At 53.2% G+C, this 21,918-nt stretch carries 22 protein-coding genes; 18 read left to right on the forward strand and 4 right to left on the reverse strand.

What is annotated here, in order from left to right; all coding sequences use genetic code 11:
- Positions 1–171 precede the first annotated feature (171 nt).
- The gene (locus C162_RS08895) at positions 172–639 is read left to right on the forward strand and encodes a Dps family protein (RefSeq protein ID WP_036693628.1); all 468 of its coding nucleotides are present in this window, start codon (positions 172–174) and stop codon (positions 637–639) included.
- 240 nt (positions 640–879) lie between these two features.
- Here the strand turns inward: C162_RS08895 and C162_RS08900 are convergent, their stop codons facing one another.
- Complete coding sequence (locus C162_RS08900) at positions 880–1,584, reverse strand: AIM24 family protein (protein ID WP_036693630.1); 705 nt, start codon at positions 1,582–1,584, stop codon at positions 880–882.
- Between the two features lie 16 nt (positions 1,585–1,600).
- Complete coding sequence (locus C162_RS08905; RefSeq protein ID WP_143804286.1) at positions 1,601–2,092, reverse strand: hypothetical protein; 492 nt, start codon at positions 2,090–2,092, stop codon at positions 1,601–1,603.
- 232 nt (positions 2,093–2,324) lie between these two features.
- Between C162_RS08905 and C162_RS08910 the strand changes: the two genes are divergently transcribed.
- The 14 genes from C162_RS08910 (at position 2,325) to modB (ending at position 14,643) form a co-directional block, all read left to right on the forward strand.
- Positions 2,325–3,011, forward strand: a complete 687-nt coding sequence (locus C162_RS08910) for a M50 family metallopeptidase (protein ID WP_036693633.1) — start codon at positions 2,325–2,327, stop codon at positions 3,009–3,011.
- A 187-nt stretch (positions 3,012–3,198) separates the two neighbouring features.
- Positions 3,199–3,882 carry a hypothetical protein gene (locus tag C162_RS08915; protein WP_036693634.1) on the forward strand — a complete coding sequence of 228 codons (684 nt, stop codon included), beginning with the start codon at positions 3,199–3,201 and terminating at the stop codon, positions 3,880–3,882.
- Positions 3,883–4,115: 233 nt separating this feature from the next.
- Positions 4,116–5,081: a helix-turn-helix transcriptional regulator gene (locus tag C162_RS08920; protein ID WP_036693636.1), complete on the forward strand. Its 966-nt coding sequence runs from the start codon at positions 4,116–4,118 to the stop codon at positions 5,079–5,081.
- Between the two features lie 261 nt (positions 5,082–5,342).
- Positions 5,343–6,332, forward strand: a complete 990-nt coding sequence (locus C162_RS08925; RefSeq protein WP_036693637.1) for an ABC transporter ATP-binding protein — start codon at positions 5,343–5,345, stop codon at positions 6,330–6,332.
- Positions 6,329–7,321: an ABC transporter ATP-binding protein gene (locus tag C162_RS08930; protein ID WP_036693639.1), complete on the forward strand. Its 993-nt coding sequence runs from the start codon at positions 6,329–6,331 to the stop codon at positions 7,319–7,321. The genes C162_RS08925 and C162_RS08930 overlap by 4 nt, the downstream gene beginning before the upstream one ends.
- 113 nt (positions 7,322–7,434) lie before the next feature.
- The gene (locus tag C162_RS08935; RefSeq protein WP_156949582.1) at positions 7,435–9,111 is read left to right on the forward strand and encodes an ABC transporter substrate-binding protein; all 1,677 of its coding nucleotides are present in this window, start codon (positions 7,435–7,437) and stop codon (positions 9,109–9,111) included.
- A 25-nt stretch (positions 9,112–9,136) separates the two neighbouring features.
- The gene (locus C162_RS08940; protein ID WP_036693641.1) at positions 9,137–10,141 is read left to right on the forward strand and encodes an ABC transporter permease; all 1,005 of its coding nucleotides are present in this window, start codon (positions 9,137–9,139) and stop codon (positions 10,139–10,141) included.
- Positions 10,142–10,153: 12 nt separating this feature from the next.
- Complete coding sequence (gene nikC / locus C162_RS08945) at positions 10,154–11,047, forward strand: nickel transporter permease (RefSeq protein ID WP_036693642.1); 894 nt, start codon at positions 10,154–10,156, stop codon at positions 11,045–11,047.
- Positions 11,048–11,320: 273 nt separating this feature from the next.
- A complete protein-coding gene (locus C162_RS08950) occupies positions 11,321–11,875 on the forward strand; it encodes an RNA polymerase sigma factor (RefSeq protein ID WP_083677904.1) in 555 nt (184 codons plus the stop codon).
- Positions 11,876–12,196, forward strand: a complete 321-nt coding sequence (locus C162_RS08955; RefSeq protein WP_036693644.1) for a hypothetical protein — start codon at positions 11,876–11,878, stop codon at positions 12,194–12,196.
- Positions 12,174–12,566 (forward strand): PLDc N-terminal domain-containing protein, encoded by a 393-nt coding sequence (locus C162_RS08960; protein WP_036693646.1) that lies wholly within the window; start codon positions 12,174–12,176, stop codon positions 12,564–12,566. The genes C162_RS08955 and C162_RS08960 overlap by 23 nt, the downstream gene beginning before the upstream one ends.
- A gap of 4 nt (positions 12,567–12,570) precedes the next feature.
- Complete coding sequence (locus tag C162_RS08965; protein ID WP_036693647.1) at positions 12,571–12,951, forward strand: hypothetical protein; 381 nt, start codon at positions 12,571–12,573, stop codon at positions 12,949–12,951.
- A gap of 217 nt (positions 12,952–13,168) precedes the next feature.
- Positions 13,169–13,951 (forward strand): molybdate ABC transporter substrate-binding protein, encoded by a 783-nt coding sequence (gene modA, locus C162_RS08970; RefSeq protein WP_036693649.1) that lies wholly within the window; start codon positions 13,169–13,171, stop codon positions 13,949–13,951.
- 29 nt (positions 13,952–13,980) lie between these two features.
- Complete coding sequence (gene modB / locus C162_RS08975) at positions 13,981–14,643, forward strand: molybdate ABC transporter permease subunit (protein WP_036693651.1); 663 nt, start codon at positions 13,981–13,983, stop codon at positions 14,641–14,643.
- A 186-nt stretch (positions 14,644–14,829) separates the two neighbouring features.
- On the opposite strand, the gene C162_RS08980 is transcribed toward modB, so the two are convergent.
- On the reverse strand, positions 14,830–16,446 hold the full coding sequence (locus C162_RS08980; RefSeq protein WP_036693652.1) for a helix-turn-helix domain-containing protein: 1,617 nt from the start codon (positions 16,444–16,446) through the stop codon (positions 14,830–14,832).
- On the reverse strand, positions 16,433–18,238 hold the full coding sequence (locus tag C162_RS08985) for a sensor histidine kinase (RefSeq protein WP_036693653.1): 1,806 nt from the start codon (positions 18,236–18,238) through the stop codon (positions 16,433–16,435). Before C162_RS08985 ends, C162_RS08980 begins: the two co-directional genes overlap by 14 nt.
- A 222-nt stretch (positions 18,239–18,460) precedes the next feature.
- On the opposite strand from C162_RS08985, the gene C162_RS08990 reads away from it, so the two are divergent.
- The 3 genes from C162_RS08990 (at position 18,461) to C162_RS09000 (ending at position 21,910) form a co-directional block, all read left to right on the forward strand.
- Entirely contained in the window at positions 18,461–20,032 is a 1,572-nt protein-coding gene (locus C162_RS08990; RefSeq protein WP_162174450.1) for an extracellular solute-binding protein, read from the forward strand.
- Positions 20,033–20,107: 75 nt separating this feature from the next.
- A complete protein-coding gene (locus C162_RS08995) occupies positions 20,108–21,016 on the forward strand; it encodes an ABC transporter permease (protein ID WP_036693657.1) in 909 nt (302 codons plus the stop codon).
- Positions 21,017–21,040: 24 nt separating this feature from the next.
- Positions 21,041–21,910, forward strand: coding sequence for a carbohydrate ABC transporter permease (locus C162_RS09000; protein WP_036693658.1), 870 nt, complete (start codon positions 21,041–21,043; stop codon positions 21,908–21,910).
- The last annotated feature ends 8 nt before the right edge of the window (positions 21,911–21,918 follow it).

Consider the following 21,918-nt stretch of genomic DNA (forward strand, 5'->3'; position numbering starts at 1 on the left):
TGTGATTCAAATTATAGGATAGGCTCCCGGAAGAATGCTAGAATGTGCAATACATCAAGGCTGCAGGACAATAGATTGCAATACGTAAAAAAGTATGTTAAATTGTATATAGATTTAGAATGAGTCTAAATACAATACGTTGTAAAATACACACTCCGGGAGGTTTTTTGAATGAGTACACAAGTTAATAGCCACACTGCACTGCATGCTGTCCTGAACCGTCAGACCGCGAACTGGACGTTGCTGGGAGTGAAGCTGCATCACTACCACTGGTATGTCAGCGGAACTCAATTCTTCACGCTGCATGAGAAATTCGAAGAGCTGTACAACGAAGCTGCGGGTTATGTGGATGAGCTGGCTGAACGGCTGCTCGCCATCGGCGGACGCCCTGCTTCCACCATGGCAGAGTACCTGAAGCTCTCCAGCCTGAAGGAAGCCGCGGGCGGTGAGAGCGCGAAGGAAATGGTGGCACAGCTGGTTCAAGACTTCGCTGCCGTAGCTGAAGAGCTGAAGCAGGGCATTACTAGCGCAGAGGAGGTCAGCGACCAGCCTACCGCCGATCTGCTGATCGGAATCCGGACAAGTGTAGAGAAGACAGCCTGGATGCTGAACGCTTACCTGGAATATAAGAACGTATAGGTTTCACGCTATACGTTATCCTTCTATTTCTCGCTGAAACGGTACCGTCCTTTTAAAGGACGGCAATGCCGTTTCCACTTGCGTAATTCCGCACAGGACATATAGAAGAGCGCCCGCGTTACACATGCGGGCGCTCTTTGCTTAAAATATAAGAATTTATATGTTTCACACGATAACTTATCCTTCTATTTCTCGCTGAAACGGTACCGTCCTTTAAAAAGACGGCAATGCCGTTTCCACTTACTTAATAAATACACCGCCGAAGGGCAGTGCCTCCCGCAGGAATCGCTTGATTATGCCATCTTCATTATTGTCGCGCTCGAAGCGTCTGCTCTGGCGTCCGGCCTGGAACAGCACAGGCCCGTGGCCGGTCATCTTCCAGTGATAGCTCATATGCTGGCTGGCGAGATGGTTGCCGTAGACCGTCAGCTCCAGCTTGGCGTTCTCAGGATAAGCGATAATGCTCCCGGCATCGACATACAGCGGATCAAAGGGATGCAGCTCCGCTTCGCAGACCGTGCCCTCTGTCAGAATGCCTATGCTGCCGCGGCCGGAGAATTTGACCTTGACGATATCACGGGTAATCAGCATATTCTTCATGCTCAGGACTCTCGTCTGCATCGTGACTCCCTTGCTGTAGAAGAAGAGATGCCTGAAGTCGTAGAGCAGATCGCTTTTGCTGTCGAGCTGGATGGTCTTGACCCGGTAGCCGGGCGGCAGCGCGGCTGTGAACCGGCAAGGGCCGGTCAGATCCGCCCGGATCAGCTTGCGCTTGCGGTACATGCCCTTCACATCCATGAACCGGTCGGCACGTCCTGCCGAAGGGCCCTGGTAAGCAATAATCTGCTGCGGGTGCAGCACATGGACCTCCTCGTTCTCCTGAATAGTAAAAGCAACCGCCTGTCCGCTGCCGCTGTCGCCTTCATCCTGAATGTCAATATTCATTCTTCATTCATCCTCCTTAACGCAGCCGGTCACTTCTTCTGGAGCGGTGGCGCATTGTGAAGCGCAGCACCCGGATCAGCAGGAAGTAGCCGAGAAGAAGAGCAATCCCGGAGATGACCGTCACCTTGATCCGGTTGAAATAATTCTCTCTCGCTGTCCGGTCGTTCTTCAGCTCGTCCACGACCTGGCTGAGCTGACGGTTCTGCTCCTGCAGGGCGGCATTCTGGGACTGATACGTCTGCATTTGCTGCAGGCTGTCCGTCAGCTGGTCCTTGGCTTCACCGAGATCCTCCTTCGTCTGCTGAAGCTCTTCTGCAGTCTTCTGGTAACTCTCCTGCAGCTTGGTGACTTCTCCGGGAAGCTCCGAGAAGCTCTGTATTCCATTGTATATATCATTCAGATAATTGGCCTTGGCCTCGGGGGCAGGCCAAGTGAGAGTAAGGCCAAGCAGAAGCAGGGACGAACCCAGCAGCTTCAGCATCACTCCTGTTACCCGTCTTTTCATCAACTGATCACCACCTGTTAGAGCTATTGTCTTCCTATTTTATCATAGCTGCTTGCCGTTTGAACAACCTGGAAGGCTGTAGGCATAATTACCCTTCAGGTCCATACAGAGAACCATACAGAGAACCATACAGAGAACCATACAGGTAATACAGCGTTAAGCCAGAGATGGTTCCCGCGATATTGAGTGTCGCTGCAAATTAACGTATACTGTGAACGGAAAGGGGCTGTATTCAATGAATAAATGGCTCAAAACACTGTTGTTCCTGGCGGGCTCCGCCCTGTTAACCCGGTTTATTCCGTTCTCCTCCTTATTCCGTAATCTGGATACCATGTTCCATGAATTCGGCCACGCGCTGATGACTCTGCTGCTCTCCGGCAATGTGCTGCGCATTGAGCTGTATTCTGATCACAGCGGTGTGACCTATTCGGCGATTGCTGCCGGAGGCAAGGCGATCCTGGTGTCGCTGGCGGGTTATCCTCTGGCTTCACTGTTTGCGTTGCTGCTCTTCTATTTCTATAGTAGAGATAAGCGGGAATGGGGGCTGGTTCTGGCCAGCATGGTTGCGCTAATTATGCTTGTGCTCTATGTGAGGGGTGGCTTCGGGATGATCTGGCTGAGCGGCTTCATTCTGCTGAATGCTGCGATGCTGTTCCTCTGGCCGAAGGTCAGCAAGGTGTACTACCTGTTTCTTGCGTTCCTGACCCTGGAGGAGTCCGTAATGGGGACCTTATTCCTGGTCTATGCTTCCGTTGTGACACCTTCCCGGGCAGGGGATGCAGCGAATCTGTCCAGATTAACCATTTTACCGGCCCCTGTGTGGTCACTCCTGTTCTTCCTCTTCGCATTGCTGTGTGCAACCTGGGCCCTTGGGCTGTTCTTCCGGCATGAGAAGGCGGGCAGACGGGTTAGATTGATGTAATGCGTAAAACTTTGTTCGTCATATTTTGACAAAAGGATAGACTTTCGTAAAGAGGCAATCCCCTTTAGGGGGAGGTTGGCTCTTTTTTTGTCGATATTATAGGACCGAACATACATTCCATGACAAGGAGTTGTCCGCCAATATTGGTACATTAATAGAAGACCCAAATTAAGAAAGAGGTGGAAATATGCAAGCAAGTATTCAGACGTTGTTTACATGGAGCCAGGAGCGTATTCTGGCGGGCGGTGCCAAGAAAGTAGTGCTGCTGGTGGAGTGGAAAGGAGTGTCGCAAGGCGAAGATTTCCGCAAGAAGAGCCGCAAGGTGGTAGCCAGGGATATTGAGCTGCGTGTCTGGCTCGAAAGTCATGTCAAGGTAACAGGATGTTACGGGTGTAGTGCAGAAGAAGGAGAGGGGAGATCACTGCTCCTGAAGCTTGGCAAAATCCATTCCGGGCAGCGCAGGTACATCGCCCTGGAATTCATCATGGCGGGTATGCCTGCAGGCATACATGAAGCCCTCTGGCTGCAATGGCAATACAAGCAGCCTACGGTGGAGCGTATCCGCGAGCTGCCGCTCAAGAAGCTGGGAATCGAATATTCCCATCGTACCGACCTGCTGGGGGCACATTCCTGCTTCCATGTGGAGAAGCATCTGGCACTGCTGCAGACAGAGGCGCTAATCGCGGAAGCCCAGGAGGCCCGGATGAAGAACAAGCCGGAAGTGCCCTCGGAGATTCTTCACAGGCAGGCCGATCAACTACTCCTGATGGCTGCCCGCTCCGGGGATATGCAGCTGCTCAGAGAAGCGGAATCACTGTATAAACGACTGGAGGCAGAGAATCTGCCGCTCAGCAGGACAGGAATGAGATAATTGCAGGGAAGCTGCGTAGATAGAATAGGAATTACCCATACATAGGGCTCAAATATAGTATCACACCCGGCGGAGCAGATAAAGAAAGGCGTAATATCTAAATGTGGTAACATAGTAAAATAGTTCTATTATATTTTCTTATCTCGGTTATTACATCCTTGGTTATAGATATATATAACTAGTTTATTTAAAAATAATGGGTCTATTTTACCATAAGTCAAGGAGAACTGAATATGACAGACCGATTGATCCGGCTGATGCGCATCATTACGCTAGTTCAAGCCAAACCGGGAATTCTGGCCCGTGAGCTGGCGGAACGATGCGGCAACAGCGAGAGAACGATTTATCGGGATATGGATGCGCTCAGTGCCATGCATATCCCCATTACTCATATGGGACACGGCAAGGGGTATGCTTTTATCGGAAATTTCGCGCTGTACCCCTTGGATTGGTCAGAAGAGGAAGAAGAGGCTTTTTCACAGTTGCGCAGTATTATGGCGGAGATCAAACCTTTGCTGCCCCCGGGCTTTGAAGATGCATACGAGAAAGTGATGGCGGCAGATTATAAGCAAAAGGCAGAAAGGGAAGAAACAATGGAGCGTACGAAAAAGGAAGCCGGACCAAACTGGACGGAAAATAGCAGATCTCAGGGAGACCAGCCCCTCTTTCTGACCGACATTCTGGATGCCGTGATGAAGCAGAGAAGCATACAGGCCGACTATAGTGAGAATGCCTACGAAGAAAAAGGTATCCGGATTGATCCCTATTGCCTGGTCCCGCTAGAGAATCGTTTTCACCTGATTGGTTTCTGTCACCGTTTCGGAATTATCCGTACCTTTCATATTAACGGCTTCTCCAGTGTGAATCAGTTGGACAGGTGGTTCTCCAAAGATCAGTTCGATCTGCAGTCCTTCATGGAGCAGAAGTGGTCCCTGGAGCAGGACAGCCTGCAGGTTGAATTCAGAGTCAAATTCTCGCAGCGGATGATGGAACGGCTGAAGCAGGAGGAAATGTTTGTGAAGCCGAGCAGAGTGGACCGCCAGAACCGCAGCCTGCACTTCAAGGTCGCTGTGGAGCAGGACATCGGCTTCGTCCATTGGATTATGAAATACAAGGAAGAGGCTGAGATTATGGAGCCGCTGTACTACCGGGATGTGCTGAAGCATCAACTGGAGAAGTGGCTGTCGCTGTACAAATAACGATAAGTATATTTTCCCCGGATTTTTATGCTCTGATATATTCATATAAAATTCATAGGGTTAGTTATATGCACAAATTCCCCTTGCCTAGATAGGATATCCATAGCAATGTTATACATTAAATAACAGTAATATGTATCTAATGTTAATTATATCACTTAGTATGTTAGGTATTGGTTAATATATCTAACTTTTTTAAATAATTTTTCCTAACTAGTCATTTGACCTTCGTTCAATTTTTAACAGAAAAGAGGGAGAGACTTGATCCAGCCGATTCTGAGCATTGAAAACCTGCATACTCACTTTTTAACGGGCCGCGGTGAGGTTCCTGCAGTGGATGGTGTCGATCTCTACATTAACCCGGGCGAGGTTCTGGGCGTGGTGGGGGAATCGGGCTGCGGCAAGAGCGTTACTTCCCTATCTATTCTGAAGCTTGTCCCAAGCCCCTCAGGGAGAATTGTAGACGGACGCATCCTGCTGAAGGGCCGCGATATTGTCCCGCTGAAGGAGAAGGATATGCGCAAGATCCGGGGAGATTCGGTCTCCATGATCTTTCAGGAGCCGATGACCTCGCTGAATCCCTTATTCACAGTTGGCCAGCAGATTATGGAGACGGTACGCCTGCACCGCGGCCTCTCCAGGAAGGAGGCGCGGGAGCATGCTGTCGGTATGCTGCGCAAGGTTGGAATTCCCCGGCCGGAAGCGATCATCGACGAGTACCCGCATCAGCTCTCGGGAGGCATGCGCCAGCGTGTCATGATTGCCATGTCGATCTCCTGCAGCCCGGAGCTGCTGATTGCCGATGAGCCGACAACCGCGCTGGATGTAACGATTCAGGCCCAGATTCTGGAGCTGATCCGCCAGTTGAATGAGGAGCAAGGCACTGCTGTCATGCTGATTACCCATGATCTTGGCGTAGTGGCTGAGATGTGCCACCGTGTGGCTGTGATGTATGCCGGCAAGGTGGTGGAGGAAGGCAGTGTTCGAGATATTTTCAAAAATCCGCTGCATCCTTATACGAGAGGACTGATTGCCTCCGTCCCCCGGATGGATGAAGCTAAGGAACGTCTCTACTCCATTCCGGGTAATGTGCCGGTTCTCAGCACAGATATGCAGGGCTGCCGGTTCGCACCGCGCTGCCCGGAGGTCATGGAGCTCTGCATGCAGAGCCTTCCGGCGCTGACACGGCAAGAGGAACAGCACAGCTGCAGATGCTGGCTGCATGACAGTCCACAGGAGGATGCGGTATGAGTGAGAGCCTGCTTGAGGTCAAGGGACTCCGGAAGTATTATCCGCTGAACAAGGGCTTCTTCAGCCGGGACCGCGGCAGTGTGAAGGCTGTGGATGATATCTCCTTCGCTGTTAGCAAGGGCGAGACCTTCGGTCTGGTAGGAGAGAGCGGCTGCGGCAAATCGACCACCGGCCGCGCGCTGCTCCGGCTGATTGAGCCCACAGCGGGTGAGATCTGGTTCGAAGGGCAGGAGCTTACGAAGCTGTCTGCGGAAGAGATGCGGAAGCAGCGCCGGGAGATGCAGATCGTCTTCCAGGACCCGTTCTCCTCTCTGGACCCGCGTCATACTGTGCAGCGTATTCTCGAAGAGCCGATGATTGTACACGCCACCGGCAATGCCAGGCAGCGTAAGGCAGAGGTGGAGCGGCTGGCGGATGTGGTCGGATTGTCCAGGGTGCATCTGCAGCGTTACCCTCACCAGTTCTCGGGCGGACAACGCCAGCGGATTGGCATTGCCAGAGCGCTGGCACTCCATCCGAAGCTGATTATCGCGGATGAGCCTGTCTCTGCGCTGGATGTATCGATCCAGTCCCAGGTCATTAACCTCATGCAGGATTTGCAGCGGGAATTCGGCTTAACTTACATATTTATCGCCCATGATCTTAGTGTGGTGAAGCATATCTGCGACCGGGTAGCAGTAATGTACCTGGGGCGGATTGTCGAAATTACGGACAAGCATACGCTCTATGCCCGGCCGCAACATCCTTATACGCAGGCCCTGCTCTCTGCGGTTCCTGAACCTGATCCCGATATCCGCAAGGAGCGGATCATTCTGCAGGGGGAGGTACCGAGTCCGGCCAATGCGCCAGTCGGATGTGCATTTAACACGCGTTGTCCGCGCGTGATGGAGCGGTGCCGGGTGATCAGACCTCCGCTGCTCGAGACAGAAGCCGGACACTTCACAGCCTGTCATCTCTATGATGGAGAAGCCAATACACCGCTTGCCTGATCCGCATGCATCTTAGAGCCATATACAGAAGAACCTTGGTTTATAGCTGTGCTACCTGCACCGCTCTATATAAACACTTTGATATTTCAATGAAAGAAGGGAGCTTTCTGGAGATGAAGAAATGGGGTAATCTCGCATTGGTACTGATGCTTGGCGCGGGGCTCGCGCTCAGCGGCTGCGGCGGAGGGAACAACACAGGCAACGCAGGCAACACAGGAAATACCGGAGGGAATACGGGGGCAACGAACGCTCCGGCAAGCCTACCTGAGACATCCGGGACAGCACAGGATACCCTGATTCTGGGGCGCGGGGGCGACTCGGCTTCCCTTGACCCGGCGATTGTGACGGACGGGGAGTCGCTGAAGATTGCCCATCAGGTCTTCGATTCGCTGCTCGAATATAAGCCGGGCACCTCCGAAGTCCAGGCTTCCCTTGCCGACAGCTGGGAAGTAACGCCGGATGGGCTGAGCTACACCTTCAAGCTGCATCCCGGCGTGAAGTTTCATGACGGAACCGATTTCAACGCCGAGGCCGTTGTGTTCAACTTCCAGCGCTGGAGTGATCCGGCCAGTGAATACAAATTCGAAGGCGATTCTTTCGACTACTATGACTCCATGTTCGGCCCGGACGGGTCGCGGGTGATCAAGGAAGTGAAGGCGGTGGACGAGTCGACGGTTCAATTTGTACTGAACCAGCCGCAGGCGCCGTTCCTGCAGAATATCGCCATGACCACCTTCGGAATTGCCAGTCCTGCTGGGATCAAGGAGAAGAAGGAGAATTTCAAGAATGAGCCGGTAGGGACGGGCCCGTTCGTGTTCAAGGAGTGGAAGCGCAACGATTCCATCACGCTGGATAAGAATACTGCCTACTGGAAGGAAGGGCTTCCCAAGCTGAACAAAGTCATCGTGCGCTCGATCCCGGACAACTCGGCCCGCTTCACGGCGCTGCAAAACGGGGAAATCGACCTGATGGAAGACCTGAGCCCGGACGACTTGTCCACGCTGGAGAATAGCAGCGCTCTGACCAAGATTGAGCGTCCGCCGTTCAATGTGGCGTACCTCGGCTTCAACTTCAAGAAGAAGCCGTTTGACAATGTGAAGGTCAGACAGGCACTCAGCCATGCGGTCAACAAGCAGGAGATTATCGATGCATTCTTCGCCGGCCAGGCTCAGGCTGCGGTCAATCCTATGCCGCCTTCCCTGTGGGGCTATAACGACAGCGTGAAGGATTATGAGTATGATCTGGACAAAGCCAAAGCATTGCTGGCCGAAGCGGGTTATCCTGACGGATTGCCTGACCCGGTGACCCTGTACGCGATGCCTGTATCCCGTCCTTATATGCCTGACGGCAAGAAGGTAGCCGAAGCGATTCAAGCAGAGTGGGAGAAGATCGGGGTCAAGACTGTGATTGAGTCCCCGGAATGGGCCACTTATCTCGATGACACCAAGGCCGGGGAGAAGGACGATATCTTCATGCTCGGCTGGACCGGCGACAACGGTGACCCTGACAACTTCCTGTACACCCTGCTGGACAAGGATGCTATTCCCGGCAATAACCGTGCCTTTTATGTGAATGAAGAATTGCATACGCTCCTGACCGGCGCCCAGAAGGAGATAGACCAGGGCAAGCGCACCGAGCTGTACAAGCAGGCTCAGGAGATGATCAAAGCCGATGCGCCATGGATTCCGCTGGTTCATACCACACCGCTGCTGGCCGGTAAGGCCAATCTGAAGGGCTTTGTTCCCGGACCGACAGGGACAGAATATTACAGTGAGATTTATTTTGAATAAATACACCTTTGGAAGGTGAACGGAATTGAACTCTTACCTCATAAAACGTGTGATGGTGCTGTTTCCGGTGCTGATCGGCATGACCCTGATCGTCTTCTCCATCATCCATGCCATTCCGGGTGATCCGGCCGAGACCATTCTCGGCCAGAAGGCGACGGAGCAATCCAAGCAGGCGCTGCGTAACCAGCTTGGCCTCGACAAGCCCTGGCTGCAGCAATATTTTAACTACATGGGTCATTTGGTGCAGGGGGACCTGGGGACTTCGATCCGTACCAAAACGCCGATTGCCAAGGAAATCGTACCGTATCTGGCCGCTACGCTGGAGCTGACGGCTGCCAGTATGCTGTTCGCAACCTTCGTCGGAGTGAACGCCGGTATCCTCAGCGCCTGGAGGCAGAATTCCTGGTTCGACTATACGGCTATGATCATCGCGCTCATTGGGGTATCGATGCCGATATTCTGGCTGGGGCTGATGGAGCAGCTGCTCTTCGCGCTGAAGCTCCATTGGCTGCCATCCATCGGCAGGATGGACCAGCGCAATCCGGTGGAGACGATAACCAACCTGTACGTGCTGGATACAATTCTGGCCGGGCGGTGGGACCAGCTGTGGACGGTCATTAAGCATCTCATTCTGCCGAGTATTGCGCTTGGCACGATTCCGATGGCGGTCATTGCCCGGATGACCCGCTCCAGTATGCTGGAGGTGATGAATTCCGATTATATCCGTACAGCCAAGGCTAAGGGTATGTCGCAGTTCCTCGTGGTCTATAAGCATGCGCTGAAGAATGCACTCATTCCGGTGCTGACGGTAATCGGCCTGCAGACGGGGGCGCTGCTCGGAGGGGCGGTGCTGACCGAGACGATTTTCGCCTGGCCCGGGGTAGGGCGTTATATCTTTGAAGCGATCAGCTCGCGGGATTATCCGGTGATTCAGACGGGGATTCTGATTATCGCTTTTATCTTTGTGGTCATCAATCTGCTGGTGGATCTGCTGTATGCCGCTATTGATCCGCGCATCAATTACAAGTGAGGGGGAGCAGCTATGGGACAGGCAGCACTACAGGCTCCACCTCCTGAGGCTCCGGCGGATCAAGCCTCCGGCCCCTGGCGCGATGCGTGGAAGGCCTTCCGTAAGAACAAGACGGCCATGGCCGGGCTTGGCATTATCCTGTTCTTTGTACTGATTGCGCTGCTCGCGCCATGGATCGCTCCGTATGATTTCAAGGCCCAGCAATTAGTGAACCGCCTGAAGCCGCCGTCGGCGGAGCATTGGTTCGGTACGGATGATCTGGGGCGGGATCTGTTCACCCGGGTGATCTACGGGGCACGGATTTCACTCTGGGTAGGATTTTTCTCCGTAATCGGCTCGATCATTGTTGGCACCGCACTGGGCATACTCGCCGGATACTATGGCAAATGGATGGATATGATGATCTCCCGTCTGTTTGACATTTTGCTGGCTTTTCCGAGTATTCTGCTGGCCATCGCTATTGTAGCTATTCTTGGGCCTTCCTTGCAGAATGCGCTCTACGCGATTGCCATCGTCAACATTCCGACTTATGGGCGGCTGGTCCGGGCCAAGGTGCTGAGCCTGAAGTCCGAGGAGTACATTACGGCGGCCAGGGCGATCGGGATGAAAAACGGGCGGATTCTGTTCAGCCATATTCTGCCGAACAGCCTGACGCCGATCATTGTCCAAGGCACCCTTGGCATCGCTACAGCCATCATTGAAGCCGCGGCCCTGGGCTTCCTTGGACTCGGCGCCCAGCCGCCGGACCCGGAGTGGGGCAAGATGCTCTCCGATTCCCGGCAGTTTATCCAGAAGGCCCCCTGGACCGTAGTCTTCCCGGGCCTGTCCATCATGCTGACCGTCCTCGGCTTCAACCTGATGGGCGACGGCCTGCGCGATGTGCTGGACCCGCGGATGAAGAATTGAAATTAAGATCTTATCAAGAGCTGTCCCAAGCCATATCAATGGCTGTTGGGATAGCTCTTTATTTTGAGGGAGATTATTTAATGAAATGTTATTATGAAGGAAGGCACGAGCATATCCCACCCGTTAGGGTGAGTTTGTTCTGTTTGAATAGGAGATTCGTTTCTCAGCGTTCCATGAACAGTAGTCGCAACTTTTCCCGAAAATAACTTTGTGAATTTTCGAACAATATCCAAAACACTTCGTAATGTAGGTTGAAAGGGCGGCGGAGAACAGATGATGACCGACAAACAGCTCGTTGAAGGATGCAAGTCCGGTCAACATGAGCATCTTGAGCTTCTCATTGTCAGGTATAGGGATGATTTATACCGGTTCTGCCGCCATCTTACCTTGAACCGGCAGGATGCGGAGGATTTGTTCCAGGAGGTATGGGTACGTGTGCTCCGCAAGCTGGAGAAGTATGATGTAGAGCGTCCCTTTAAGTCTTGGCTGTTCCAGGTGGCGTTCAATATGTACCGTGACCACTACCGGAAGTGGAAAAGCGTGTATGCCCTTTGGACCTGGTTGTCCTCGGATTCGGAGCATATTCATATTAGAGATCCGGCTCCATTGGCAGAAGAGGAGCTGCTGCGGCATGAGGAGCATCGGTTCCTGGAGGAATGCCTGCGGAGTCTGCCCAAACGTTACCTTGCCCCTCTCATGCTGTATTACTATGAGGAGTTCAGCTATGAGGGCATTGCGGAGGTGCTGGGAGTTCCCCTCGGAACCGTCAAATCCCGGTTGAATCATGGCAAGAAGCTGCTGCACAAGTTAATGAAGGAGATGAACTAAATGAAGGAGCCGAGAGACGAAGACCGGCTGCTGACGGAATATTTCAAGCTGCCTGTTACGCCATCTCCAGAGCTTGTCTCTAATACGATCCAGCGGATACAAGGGCGCAGGACAATGGGCGCGATTTCCATTTTAGTGGCTCTGCAATGGCTGGTATTCATGGTGCTGGGACTGTATTTCCTGGCCGGTCCGGCTGCTTTGCAGTGGAAGATCAGCATGGGGCTGCTGTTCATTCTGTCTCCAATGGTTGCCGGAACGTTACTATTGTACCGTACTATGGGAAGCGGAGGAGGATCTTATGAAAGTTCACTTCACCGTTGAGAAGTTTGTTTTTGGGGGGATGACGGCAATCGTTCTGGCCAGCTGCATTGCGCTGGGATACAGCATAAGTCCGTATATGGGCGATTATGTGGAGGAGAATCTGACCTGGCTTATTGTGATGAGTCTGCTGGCCCTGCTGTTCTTGAGCCTCAATGTGCTAATTGCAGTATTCATTTACAAGGATGCCTCGCGGCGCCGGATGAATGCCTGGCTGTGGATGACTGCGGTCATCTATATTCCGAACTTCATCGGTTTGATCCTGTATCTCCTCGCGAGGAAGCAGCACCACATTCACGCTGCATCTGATGTAGCCAATCAAGGTATCCGTTGTCCGCACTGCGGCCATCTAATCTATACAGAGGAGTGTTAAGCATATGAACAAGAAATGGATGACACTGGGGATCTTAATCATCATGGCATCGGTGCTGCTGACTTCCTGCGATAAGAAAATAATGTACGTCGGGTCCAGCACGAAGAGCAAAATAAGCGGCTCCTACAAGTTTTTTACGGGTACAGAGGAGAAGAAACTGAGTATGAAAAGCGGCGAAACGATCAGTATCGATTATAAATCCAAGGTGGAAGAAGGCCAGTTGTCTATGAAGTTATACGGACCGGATAATCAGGTGCTTACTGAACTGGCAACCAATGAATCCGGTACTGAGAAGGTGAAAGCCGATAAAGACGGGAAATACCGGATTGAAATCAAGGGTGAAGAAACCAAAGGAAGCTTCAAGGTTGCTTTCAAGGTCGAATAACTGGAACTGGTGAAAAGATGATTACGAATACCCCTAGAACAGGCCTCTTCCCTATATATAGGCGGGGGCTTTTTGCTGTGTGGACGAGGGAAATCCCTGATTTTAATACTAATTATAACTAAACATACACAAACATAATCAAATATATTGTATAATTCGATTTAACTTGCTAGAATATGTTCAAAATATACGAAATAGCGATTGGGAGGAATGGAACATGCTGAAGAAGTGGTTAACAGGATTACTAGTATTCATTATGATGGCGGGCGTGTCGGCAGGTTCAGCAGGGGATGTTGAGGCGGCAGCCAAAAAGACGGAGATTATTGTCTCCGCAGCGGCAAGTCTCCAGGATAGTCTGGACAAGATTGCCGTGCAGTATGAGAAGCAGCATCCGGATGTTAAGCTGGTATTCAATTATGGCGCGTCCGGTACACTACAGAAGCAGATTGAGCAGGGAGCTCCGGCGGATTTGTTCTTCTCGGCAGGTGATAAGCAGATGAATGCGCTGGTGGACAAAGGGTTGATCGCTGACCACATGCCGCTGCTGAAGAATCAGTTGGTCGTCGTGGTTCCTTCCGATTCGAATACGAAGCTTACAACCATTACTGACCTTACCGCTCCAGCCTTCAAAAAAGTAGCCGTGGGCCAGCCGGAATCGGTTCCGGCCGGACAATACGCCCAGCAGTCCTTGACCGCGAAGAAGGTATGGGATACGCTGCAAAGTAAGCTGGTCTTCGCCAAGGATGTCCGTCAGGTGCTGTCTTATGTGGAGACAGGGAATGCAGATGCAGGGTTCGTCTACAAGACAGACGCGTTAACCTCGAAGAAGGTGAAGATTGCCCTGACTGTAGGCGGCCATGTACACAAGGCGATTAACTATCCGGTGGGCATTGTCACAGATTCGTCGCATCAGGTGGAGGCCAAAGCCTTCTACAGCTATGTGCAGACTGCTTCTGCAAGCTCGGTCTTTACCGGCTACGGCTTTCAATTAGCGAAATAAGTAACTTCTATTAGATAGGGTGAAAAGAGATGGAGATCAATTGGACCGATTTTTTCGCCCCGGTCTGGCTGTCCATCAAGATTGCGGTATTAACCAGTGTGATCGTATTCCTGCTGGCCACGCTGGCGGCCCGGAAGATGGCGGGACGCCGGTTCTTCGGACACAGCCTGGTCGAAACAGTCCTGCTGCTGCCGTTGGTGCTGCCGCCGACTGTGGTCGGCTTCGTCTTGCTGGTCTTCCTCGGGCGGCGCAGCTGGATTGGCAGGCTGTATGAACAGTTCACAGAGCACACGATCCTGTTCACCTGGGGGGCAGCGGTAATTGCCGCAGTCGTGGTGGCTTTTCCGCTGGTATACCGCACGGTCAAGGCAGGCTTCGAGGGGGTAGAGAAGGACCTTGAGGATGCTGCGCGTGCGCAGGGAGCCAGCGAGCTTCAGGTGCTGCGCTATGTCACTCTCCCGCTGGCCAGCCGTTCGCTGGCTGCCGGATATGTCCTCGGCTTCGCCCGCGGGCTGGGTGAATTCGGAGCGACGATTATGGTGGCGGGCAATATCCCGGGACGCACCCAGACCGTGCCTACCGCGATCTATGTAGCGGTGGACGGAGGCAATATGACGCTTGCCTGGATGTGGGTCGGCTCAATCATTGTCATTTCCATGCTTATGCTGATGTTCGTGAACCGCCGTTCCTGATGGATGATTACAGGTTAACAAGAGCAACCCCCGTCCTCACCGGATTTCCGGTGAAGGCGGGGGTTGTTTACGGTAAACCGGACACAATCGGCTTGAGCGGACGGCACACGTACCCAATGTAATCGAAAAACCGACCACAATTGGCTGAAGAGTATCCATGTTGCCCTCACGGTTTAGTTCCTGAATTTATGTGTTTTGTGTCCCCTGCCGGCGGTAATCCGAGGGGGAGACGCCGGTCTCCTTCTTGAAAATCCGGTTGAAGGACCGGTAATTCTCGAAGCCGATGGATTCGGAGATTTCGAAGGTCTTGTGGTCGGTGGTGAGCAGCAGCAGCTTGGCCTGTTCGATCCGCAGGCGGGTCAGATATTGGACAAAGCTCTCGCCGACGGCCTTTTTGAACATGGAGCTGAAGTAAGGCACGCTGTAATTGATCGAAGCCGCCAGCTCCTCCAGCTTGTAGGGATAGCTGAGATCTTCACGCATCTGTTGAATGATACGCGTGATGGAGGCATCGATCTTGCGGCCGCCCTCTTGAAGCTGCTGAAGCTTGCGGAAATAATCGCAGGTGATCTCATGTACGGATACGAATGTCTGGCACAGCTCGATTTGTACACGCAGCTCCGCTTCGAGGTCCGCCCCGCCTTCCGCCCCAATTACGTTATGGCTCATATCCAGGAAGACTCTCAGGTACAGGGACTTGATCTGCTCCGGGTCCCAGGCTTGCTCCATGGCCTGACGGTGCAGGGACTGGCGCTCCTGCTCCAGAGCTGCCGTGCTGAGATGCGGCTCCAGCAGCGCTTTCTTCAGCACCTTGCTCCAGAAGCGGCTCTGCGGCTCGGGAATCCGCTGGAAGCTGGAGAGCTGCCCCCACTCCCCAATACCGATAAGCTCATTGCAGCGGTAAAAGAACGGATACGGCGCCGAAGCCAGCCGCTTCAGCGCCTCCGGCTGCTCCTCCAGCCCCTGTTCGAAGCTGCACAGCAGGGCGATGCAGCTCATCCGCAGATTCGCGGCCAAGGACTCCAGCACCTGCTCCAGGAAGCGGGGTCTCTCCGTCTTCAAGCTGTCAGTATACAGGGCAAGAAACCGCCCTTTGTCTAAGGCGATAACCTTATGCGGGCCTATGCTGCCGAGCAGCTCCTTCAGCACATTGACCCCGGCGAATTGCCACAGCTTCAGCTCCTCCAGCTGGTCGATCGGGAAGCGCAGGGAGTTGCGGTCCAGCTCCAAGAGCAGGGTCATGAAGCCCTGGCCGTGAAGCGGAAGCTGTGAGTCTGCAAGACTGCGCAGCCATTTGGCCTCAGCCTCCGGGCTGCGCAGCATGTCCAGGAACAGGCTCTGCTCGATCTCCACTTCGCTCAGGCGGACCTGCTGCTCCAGCTGCAGATAATTCTCCCTCGTCTCGCCGCGTGAATCTGCCAGGACTGCCAGCTCCTCCATCGTCCGGGTCAACAGGCCCGGATCAGAGAGGCAGTCATCCTTAATCAGATAGGAGGCTGCCTTCAGATGAATGGCCTGCTGGGCATAATGGAAGTCCTGATGGCAGGTCAGGATAATGATCTGCGGCGCACGGGCCCCGCTCCGTTCAATCTCGCGCAGCATTTCCAGCCCGTTCATGCCCGGCATCGTGATGTCGGTAACAATCAGCTCAGGCTTATGCTGCAGGAACAGCTCCAGCCCGTCCCGGCCATCCTCGGCTTCGCCGACAAGGGTGAACAGGTCAGCGCGCTCCTCAATGAAATGCCGAAAGACCGTTCTTGCCGGAATCTCGTCCTCCACAAGGACAACTCTATAGTGATTCATGATGCTCCTCCTTAATCAGAACGTTACCGGACGGCAGCAGCATGCGGATGCTCAAGCCTTCGCCCGGAGCGCTTGTGAGCAGGATCTGTGTCTCTGCCCCGAACAGCAGCTTCATACGCATCCATACATTCTGCAGTCCGATGTTCTCGGCAGACTCTTCCTGCTTGAGATGGAGCTGCAGCTTCCTCAGCTCGCTCTCTTCCAGACCGATCCCGTCGTCCCCGACTTGTACAATAATATGGCTCCCGCCGGGACTTCTGTATACACGCACACGGATATGCCCTTCCGGTGCCTTGCGCGGGAGAATGCCGTGGAATACGGAGTTCTCAATCAGCGGCTGCAGACCCAGCTTCGGAATCATCATGCCCCGCAGCGGCTCCTCAATGTCAGCCTCCAGGTGAATCTGGCATTTGTAGCGCATATTCAGCAGCCCGACATAATCCGCCAGATAATCAAGCTCCTGCTGGAGCTGCACCGTCTGCTCGAAATTCTCCATCGAATACCGCAGCAGGGCCACCAGCCGTCCCATCAGGGAGTTGATCTTCTCATAATCCTTCATCATGGCGAACATGCGGATCGTATTGAGGGTATTGTACATGAAATGGGGGTTGATCTGCGACTGCAGCGCCCGAATCTCCAGCTTGCGCTTCAGATCCTCCGAATCATGCAGGTCTGCCAGCAGATCCTGAATGCGGACAGCCATGGTATTAAGCATCCTGCCCAGATCCCCGATCTCATTATTGGCGAAATGGGTGACCCGGGCCTCGAAATTCCCTTTTTTCAGAGCATCGACCTGCCGCTTCACAGCTTGCAGAGGCCGGTAGAGCTGATATCCGAAGCCGATCACACAGAGCGCCCCCAGACAGACCAGTATCAGCAGAAAATAAGTGACCGTCCGGCGGATAATCTCGGCGCTGGCCGTCAGCTCCTTGGACGGAATCTCCGAGAGTACGATCCACTTGTCATAGGTGGAGGTTTGTTTGACAGAGACAATAGAGGAGCCTGCCGCGAACTGATCCGGGCGCTTCAGCTCCTTCCAGCGCTTCAGAATCTCCTGCACCCGCTGCGTATCCGCCTGCTTTTCCAGCTTGCTGGTCGTGGCAATGGTCAGGCCGTCTTCTGTCAGCAGGGAGATGGAGCCCTCGCTCCCCAGCTGAATATTCTCAATCTGCTGCTGGTATTGGCTATTGTTCATGGAGATCAGCAGCACGCCCTTCAGGTCCTTGTATAAGTCGAAGGGAACGCGTGAGATATAATAGGTGGACGAATGAAGGATAGCCAGCTCAGGCAGCGAGTGCTTGTCCAGAAAAAGATTCGGCCGTCCCGAAGCCAGGTAGGCTTCAATCAGCGGCCGGTACGGGGACTCCTCCAGCATGGCCGGGGCTTCCGTGGAGGAGAGGACTTCTCCGGTGACAGCGGAATAGACCTGCAGTCCCTCCACATTCCCGATAATAGCGGAGGCGCCGCTGAGCACGGAGATCAGATCCTTTTTGCGGACCACCTCTTCAAAATATTGGGCCGAAGGCGAGACCAGCGCACTTTGAATGGACGAGATCCGCGAGTATTGCTCGCTGAGCTCCCGCAGCCGGGTCATGGTTAATTCGATCCGGTCCACGACCTGATTGACGAGTTGGGCGTTCAGGCGGTTCACTTGCTGTTCCACTGTCGTACTGGATACGCTTACAGAGATGAATGACAGCACAATCAGCGGAACCACCGAGATGGCGAACATGACCACAATCATCTTGATATAGAAGCTCCGCCGCAAAAAGCTGAAAAAGGGTGAATTCATAGAGTCACATCCGTTAAAGGTTTTGGACTTCGGATACCGGGCAGGCTATCCTATACAGATTATAGTACATTGGAGAACAGGGAGATACCTGCGGCCCGGCAAATCTTAAAAATGGTGACACTTTGGCTGGAATCCGGCATGTTCTTAAGCTCCGGCGTCTTCTATAATCCAAAGTGTAAGGACGATGTAAACGCAACCAATACAAGCAAATGGGGGATGACAATGAGTTACAAGAGAAAGCTTGTACCGCTTATGGCTACAGCGGCGTTAGCCTTAACTACACTGGCGGGCTGCGGCGGAGAAAAAAATTCAGCGGCAGGCAGCACAGCGGCACCGGAAGGCGGCACACCAAGCGGCGCGGCTAGCAAGCCAGCCAGCATCAAGGCCATGACGATTCTGTTCGGCAATCCGCCGGAGATGACGAACAACAAGGCGCTGGAGGATCTGGAGAAGCGCGGCAATGTAGATCTGAACGTAACCTTCGTACCATCCGAAGCCTATACGGATAAGCTCTCAGTAGCGGTATCCGCCGGAGATTCCTATGATCTGCTGCTGATGGATGGCGGCAAGGACGATAAATTCAACAACCTGGTGAGAATGGGCGCTTTTCATGACCTGACGCCTTACCTTGCGAAGACCAAGAATATCAGCCAGATTGATGAGGTGGTCTGGAACGGGGCCAAGATTGACGGCAAATCCTACGGGATTCCCCGGCCGCGCGGTCTCTACGGCGGAGGTGAAGCCAATATCCTGATCCGCAAGGACTGGCTGGATAAGTATAATCTGCCGGTTCCGAAGACCATGGATGAGCTGACGAATGCGCTTGCGGTGTTCAAGGAGAAGGACCCTGCGGGCGGCGGCAAAACCATTCCGTTCACAATCTACGGATCAGACGGTGTGAACAGCCCCGGGCCGTTCTCGGGTGTCCTCCCGCTCCAGTATGCCTTTGGCATTCCTAACGTATGGAAGCTGGATGGAGACAACGTAGTCCGTGATTTCCAGACGCCGGAATACAAGGCCTTCCTGGAGTGGCTGAGAGATTCGTGGAGCAAGGGCCTGATCGACAAGGATGCGCCTGTACTGAAGAACCAGGGGCAGGCGCGGAGTAAGTTCCTGGCCGGTACAGCGGGTGCTTTTGTCGGGAATGTCAGTGATATTGTAGAGACCAACGTAGAGAAGCTGAAGCAGACGGACCCGAAGGCCGAAATCGCGATTGTCGATGTGCTTGAAGGCGCGAACGGACAGAAGGGCGCTTCTGTACTCTCCGGGTACTACGGACTCTGGGCGGTTCCAAGCTCCGTACCGGAGGATAAAGTGCAGCAAATTGTAGACTTCCTTGATTTCACGGCCTCCGAGGAGAATGTAGCGTTCTCCAAAGCGGGTGTCACCGGCATTCATTCCAGCGATTTCAAGAATGGGGTTGCGGTGCAGACCGAGGAGCAGAAGAAGCAATATGAGCTGGATAAGCCGAACAATTTCATCCTGGAGAACCGCGCAGATCCATATGTATACGCGAACTCCAAGGAGCCGGACATTCTGGCGCTGCAAAAGGCGACTCTAGATACGATCAGCAAGATCGGAGTGGAGAATCCGTTCCTCAGCTACAACTCACAGTACGCCAGCAAGAATCCGGACAGCTATAAGAAAATGAGTGCAGTAATGACGAAGTATGTGCTGGGCGAGGGAGCCTGGGAGGATGTGCAGAAGGAAATTGATGCCTGGACTAAGGGTCCGGGGGTGCAGATCACCAAGGAACTGCTGGACCAGTATAAAGCAGAGCATTCCACGAAGTAAAACAACACAATACACAGAGGCAAAGGAGGGGGCTTTCCCTCTCCACTTGCCCAATCGGATAAGGAGGTTTAGCCCGTGCAGAGAGCTTTACGCCCCAAACGGTTTCATCAGCTATGGCCCTTTTATTTATTGGCAGCACCGGGTATTCTCTACTTTCTCACCTTTCATTACATCCCGATGACAGGACTTATTCTGGCCTTCAAGGAATACAGCCCGTTCAAGGGCATGATGGACAGTCCCTGGGTGGGGCTGGATAATTTCAGACAGTTTTTCGGAACCTCCGATTTCTATATGTTGCTGAAAAATACGCTGCTGATCAGTCTGCTGAATCTGATTATTTATTTTCCCTTCACGATCTTCCTGTCGCTGCTTCTGAATGAAGTGCGGCTCAAGGTGTTCAAGCGTGTCTCGCAGACCATCGTATATCTGCCCCATTTTCTCTCCTGGGTCGTGATTTACGGGATTACGATCTCCTTCTTCGGGCCTTCGGGCGTCATTAACCATTACCTGGGCCAGTGGTTTGACGGCAGCGCTAACTTCCTGGTCAGCAACGAATGGTTCAGGCCGCTGGTCATCTTCCAGTCCATCTGGAAGGATGCGGGCTGGGGTACGATTATCTTCCTGGCGGCACTGGCCGGGATTAACCCTGAGCAGTATGAAGCAGCCAAGGTGGATGGAGCAAGCCGGTTGCAGAGCATCTGGCATATCACGCTTCCCGGCATCAAGGGTACGATTGTGATTCTGCTGCTGCTCCGTCTGGGCTCCTCTATGGACTCCAACTTCATGCAGATCTTCCTGATGACCAATAGCCTTAACCTCGATGTCTCCAATGTCTTCGATCTGTTCGTCTACCATGTCGGTCTGGAGCAATTTAATTACAGCTTCGCGATTACGGTCGGCATGTTCAAATCCGTAGCCAGTCTGATCCTGGTCCTCGGGGCCAATTATGCGGCAAGGCTGCTTGGCGAGGAAGGCATATTCTAGAACAAGAACAGGAGTGTAGAGGTTATGAAGCTTAAGGCAACCTGGTTTGACACCATTATTGTAGTCATTATTTGCTTAATCAGCTTGCTGGTTATTCTGCCTTTTCTATATATTATCGCAGTCTCGTTCAGTCCGCCGGGAGATTCGATGGCCGGGAATTTCTTCATCTGGCCCAAGCACTGGACACTGGACGCCTACAGCTATCTGCTGAATGCGAATACGTTCCTGACCTCCGTCAAGAACTCTGTAATTATCACGGCGATGGGCACGGTACTCAGCCTGTTTGTCTCGATTACACTGGCTTATGCCCTATCGAAGAAATTTCTGCCCGGACGCCGGATCATGCTGCTGGTTATTTTCTTCACGATGATCTTCCACGGAGGCATGATTCCGAACTATCTGGTCGTCAAAAATCTGGGCCTGATCGATTCCTACTGGGCGGTAGTGCTTCCGGCAGCCTCCAGTGCCTTCAATATCATGGTCATCCGCTCCTTCTTCCAGAGCCTGCCTGAGAGTCTGGACGAAGCGGCAAGAATTGACGGGGCGGGGGAATTCAGAATTCTCTACTCGATCGTGCTGCCGCTGTCCAAACCGATTATCGCCACGTTCACCCTGTTCTTCATGGTGCAGTTCTGGAATGAATTCTTCTCGGCGGTTATCTATCTGAATGATACGACGCGCTGGCCGATTCAACCGCTCCTGCGGCAGATGGTCGCGATCAGCGCCTCCAATATCTCAGCAGAGGCGGCGGTGGATGCCTCGCTTGCGGCCAACCTTGGACCCAATGTCCAGAATGCGGCCATTCTGCTGGCGATGCTGCCTATTGTCATGGTGTACCCGTTCCTGCAGAAGTATTTTGCTAAGGGTGCCATGCTGGGTTCGATTAAGGAATAGACATTTAG

The sequence above is a fragment of the Paenibacillus sp. FSL R7-269 genome (assembly GCF_000517865.1).
Classification (GTDB): Bacteria; Bacillota; Bacilli; order Paenibacillales; family Paenibacillaceae; genus Paenibacillus_AQ.

Coding starts and splice junctions, on each gene's coding strand:
- C162_RS08920 (WP_036693636.1), top strand. CDS start 4,116: ATGACAGACCGATTGATCCGGCTGATGCGCATCATTACGCTAGTTCAA.
- modA (WP_036693649.1), top strand. CDS start 13,169: ATGCTGAAGAAGTGGTTAACAGGATTACTAGTATTCATTATGATGGCG.
- modB (WP_036693651.1), top strand. CDS start 13,981: ATGGAGATCAATTGGACCGATTTTTTCGCCCCGGTCTGGCTGTCCATC.
- C162_RS08990 (WP_162174450.1), top strand. CDS start 18,461: ATGAGTTACAAGAGAAAGCTTGTACCGCTTATGGCTACAGCGGCGTTA.
- C162_RS08965 (WP_036693647.1), top strand. CDS start 12,571: ATGAACAAGAAATGGATGACACTGGGGATCTTAATCATCATGGCATCG.
- C162_RS08935 (WP_156949582.1), top strand. CDS start 7,435: ATGAAGAAATGGGGTAATCTCGCATTGGTACTGATGCTTGGCGCGGGG.
- C162_RS08900 (WP_036693630.1), bottom strand. CDS start 1,584: ATGAATATTGACATTCAGGATGAAGGCGACAGCGGCAGCGGACAGGCG.
- C162_RS08915 (WP_036693634.1), top strand. CDS start 3,199: ATGCAAGCAAGTATTCAGACGTTGTTTACATGGAGCCAGGAGCGTATT.
- C162_RS08930 (WP_036693639.1), top strand. CDS start 6,329: ATGAGTGAGAGCCTGCTTGAGGTCAAGGGACTCCGGAAGTATTATCCG.
- C162_RS08895 (WP_036693628.1), top strand. CDS start 172: ATGAGTACACAAGTTAATAGCCACACTGCACTGCATGCTGTCCTGAAC.
- C162_RS08950 (WP_083677904.1), top strand. CDS start 11,321: ATGATGACCGACAAACAGCTCGTTGAAGGATGCAAGTCCGGTCAACAT.
- C162_RS08960 (WP_036693646.1), top strand. CDS start 12,174: ATGAAAGTTCACTTCACCGTTGAGAAGTTTGTTTTTGGGGGGATGACG.
- C162_RS08955 (WP_036693644.1), top strand. CDS start 11,876: ATGAAGGAGCCGAGAGACGAAGACCGGCTGCTGACGGAATATTTCAAG.
- C162_RS08910 (WP_036693633.1), top strand. CDS start 2,325: ATGAATAAATGGCTCAAAACACTGTTGTTCCTGGCGGGCTCCGCCCTG.
- nikC (WP_036693642.1), top strand. CDS start 10,154: ATGGGACAGGCAGCACTACAGGCTCCACCTCCTGAGGCTCCGGCGGAT.
- C162_RS08985 (WP_036693653.1), bottom strand. CDS start 18,238: ATGAATTCACCCTTTTTCAGCTTTTTGCGGCGGAGCTTCTATATCAAG.
- C162_RS08980 (WP_036693652.1), bottom strand. CDS start 16,446: ATGAATCACTATAGAGTTGTCCTTGTGGAGGACGAGATTCCGGCAAGA.
- C162_RS09000 (WP_036693658.1), top strand. CDS start 21,041: ATGAAGCTTAAGGCAACCTGGTTTGACACCATTATTGTAGTCATTATT.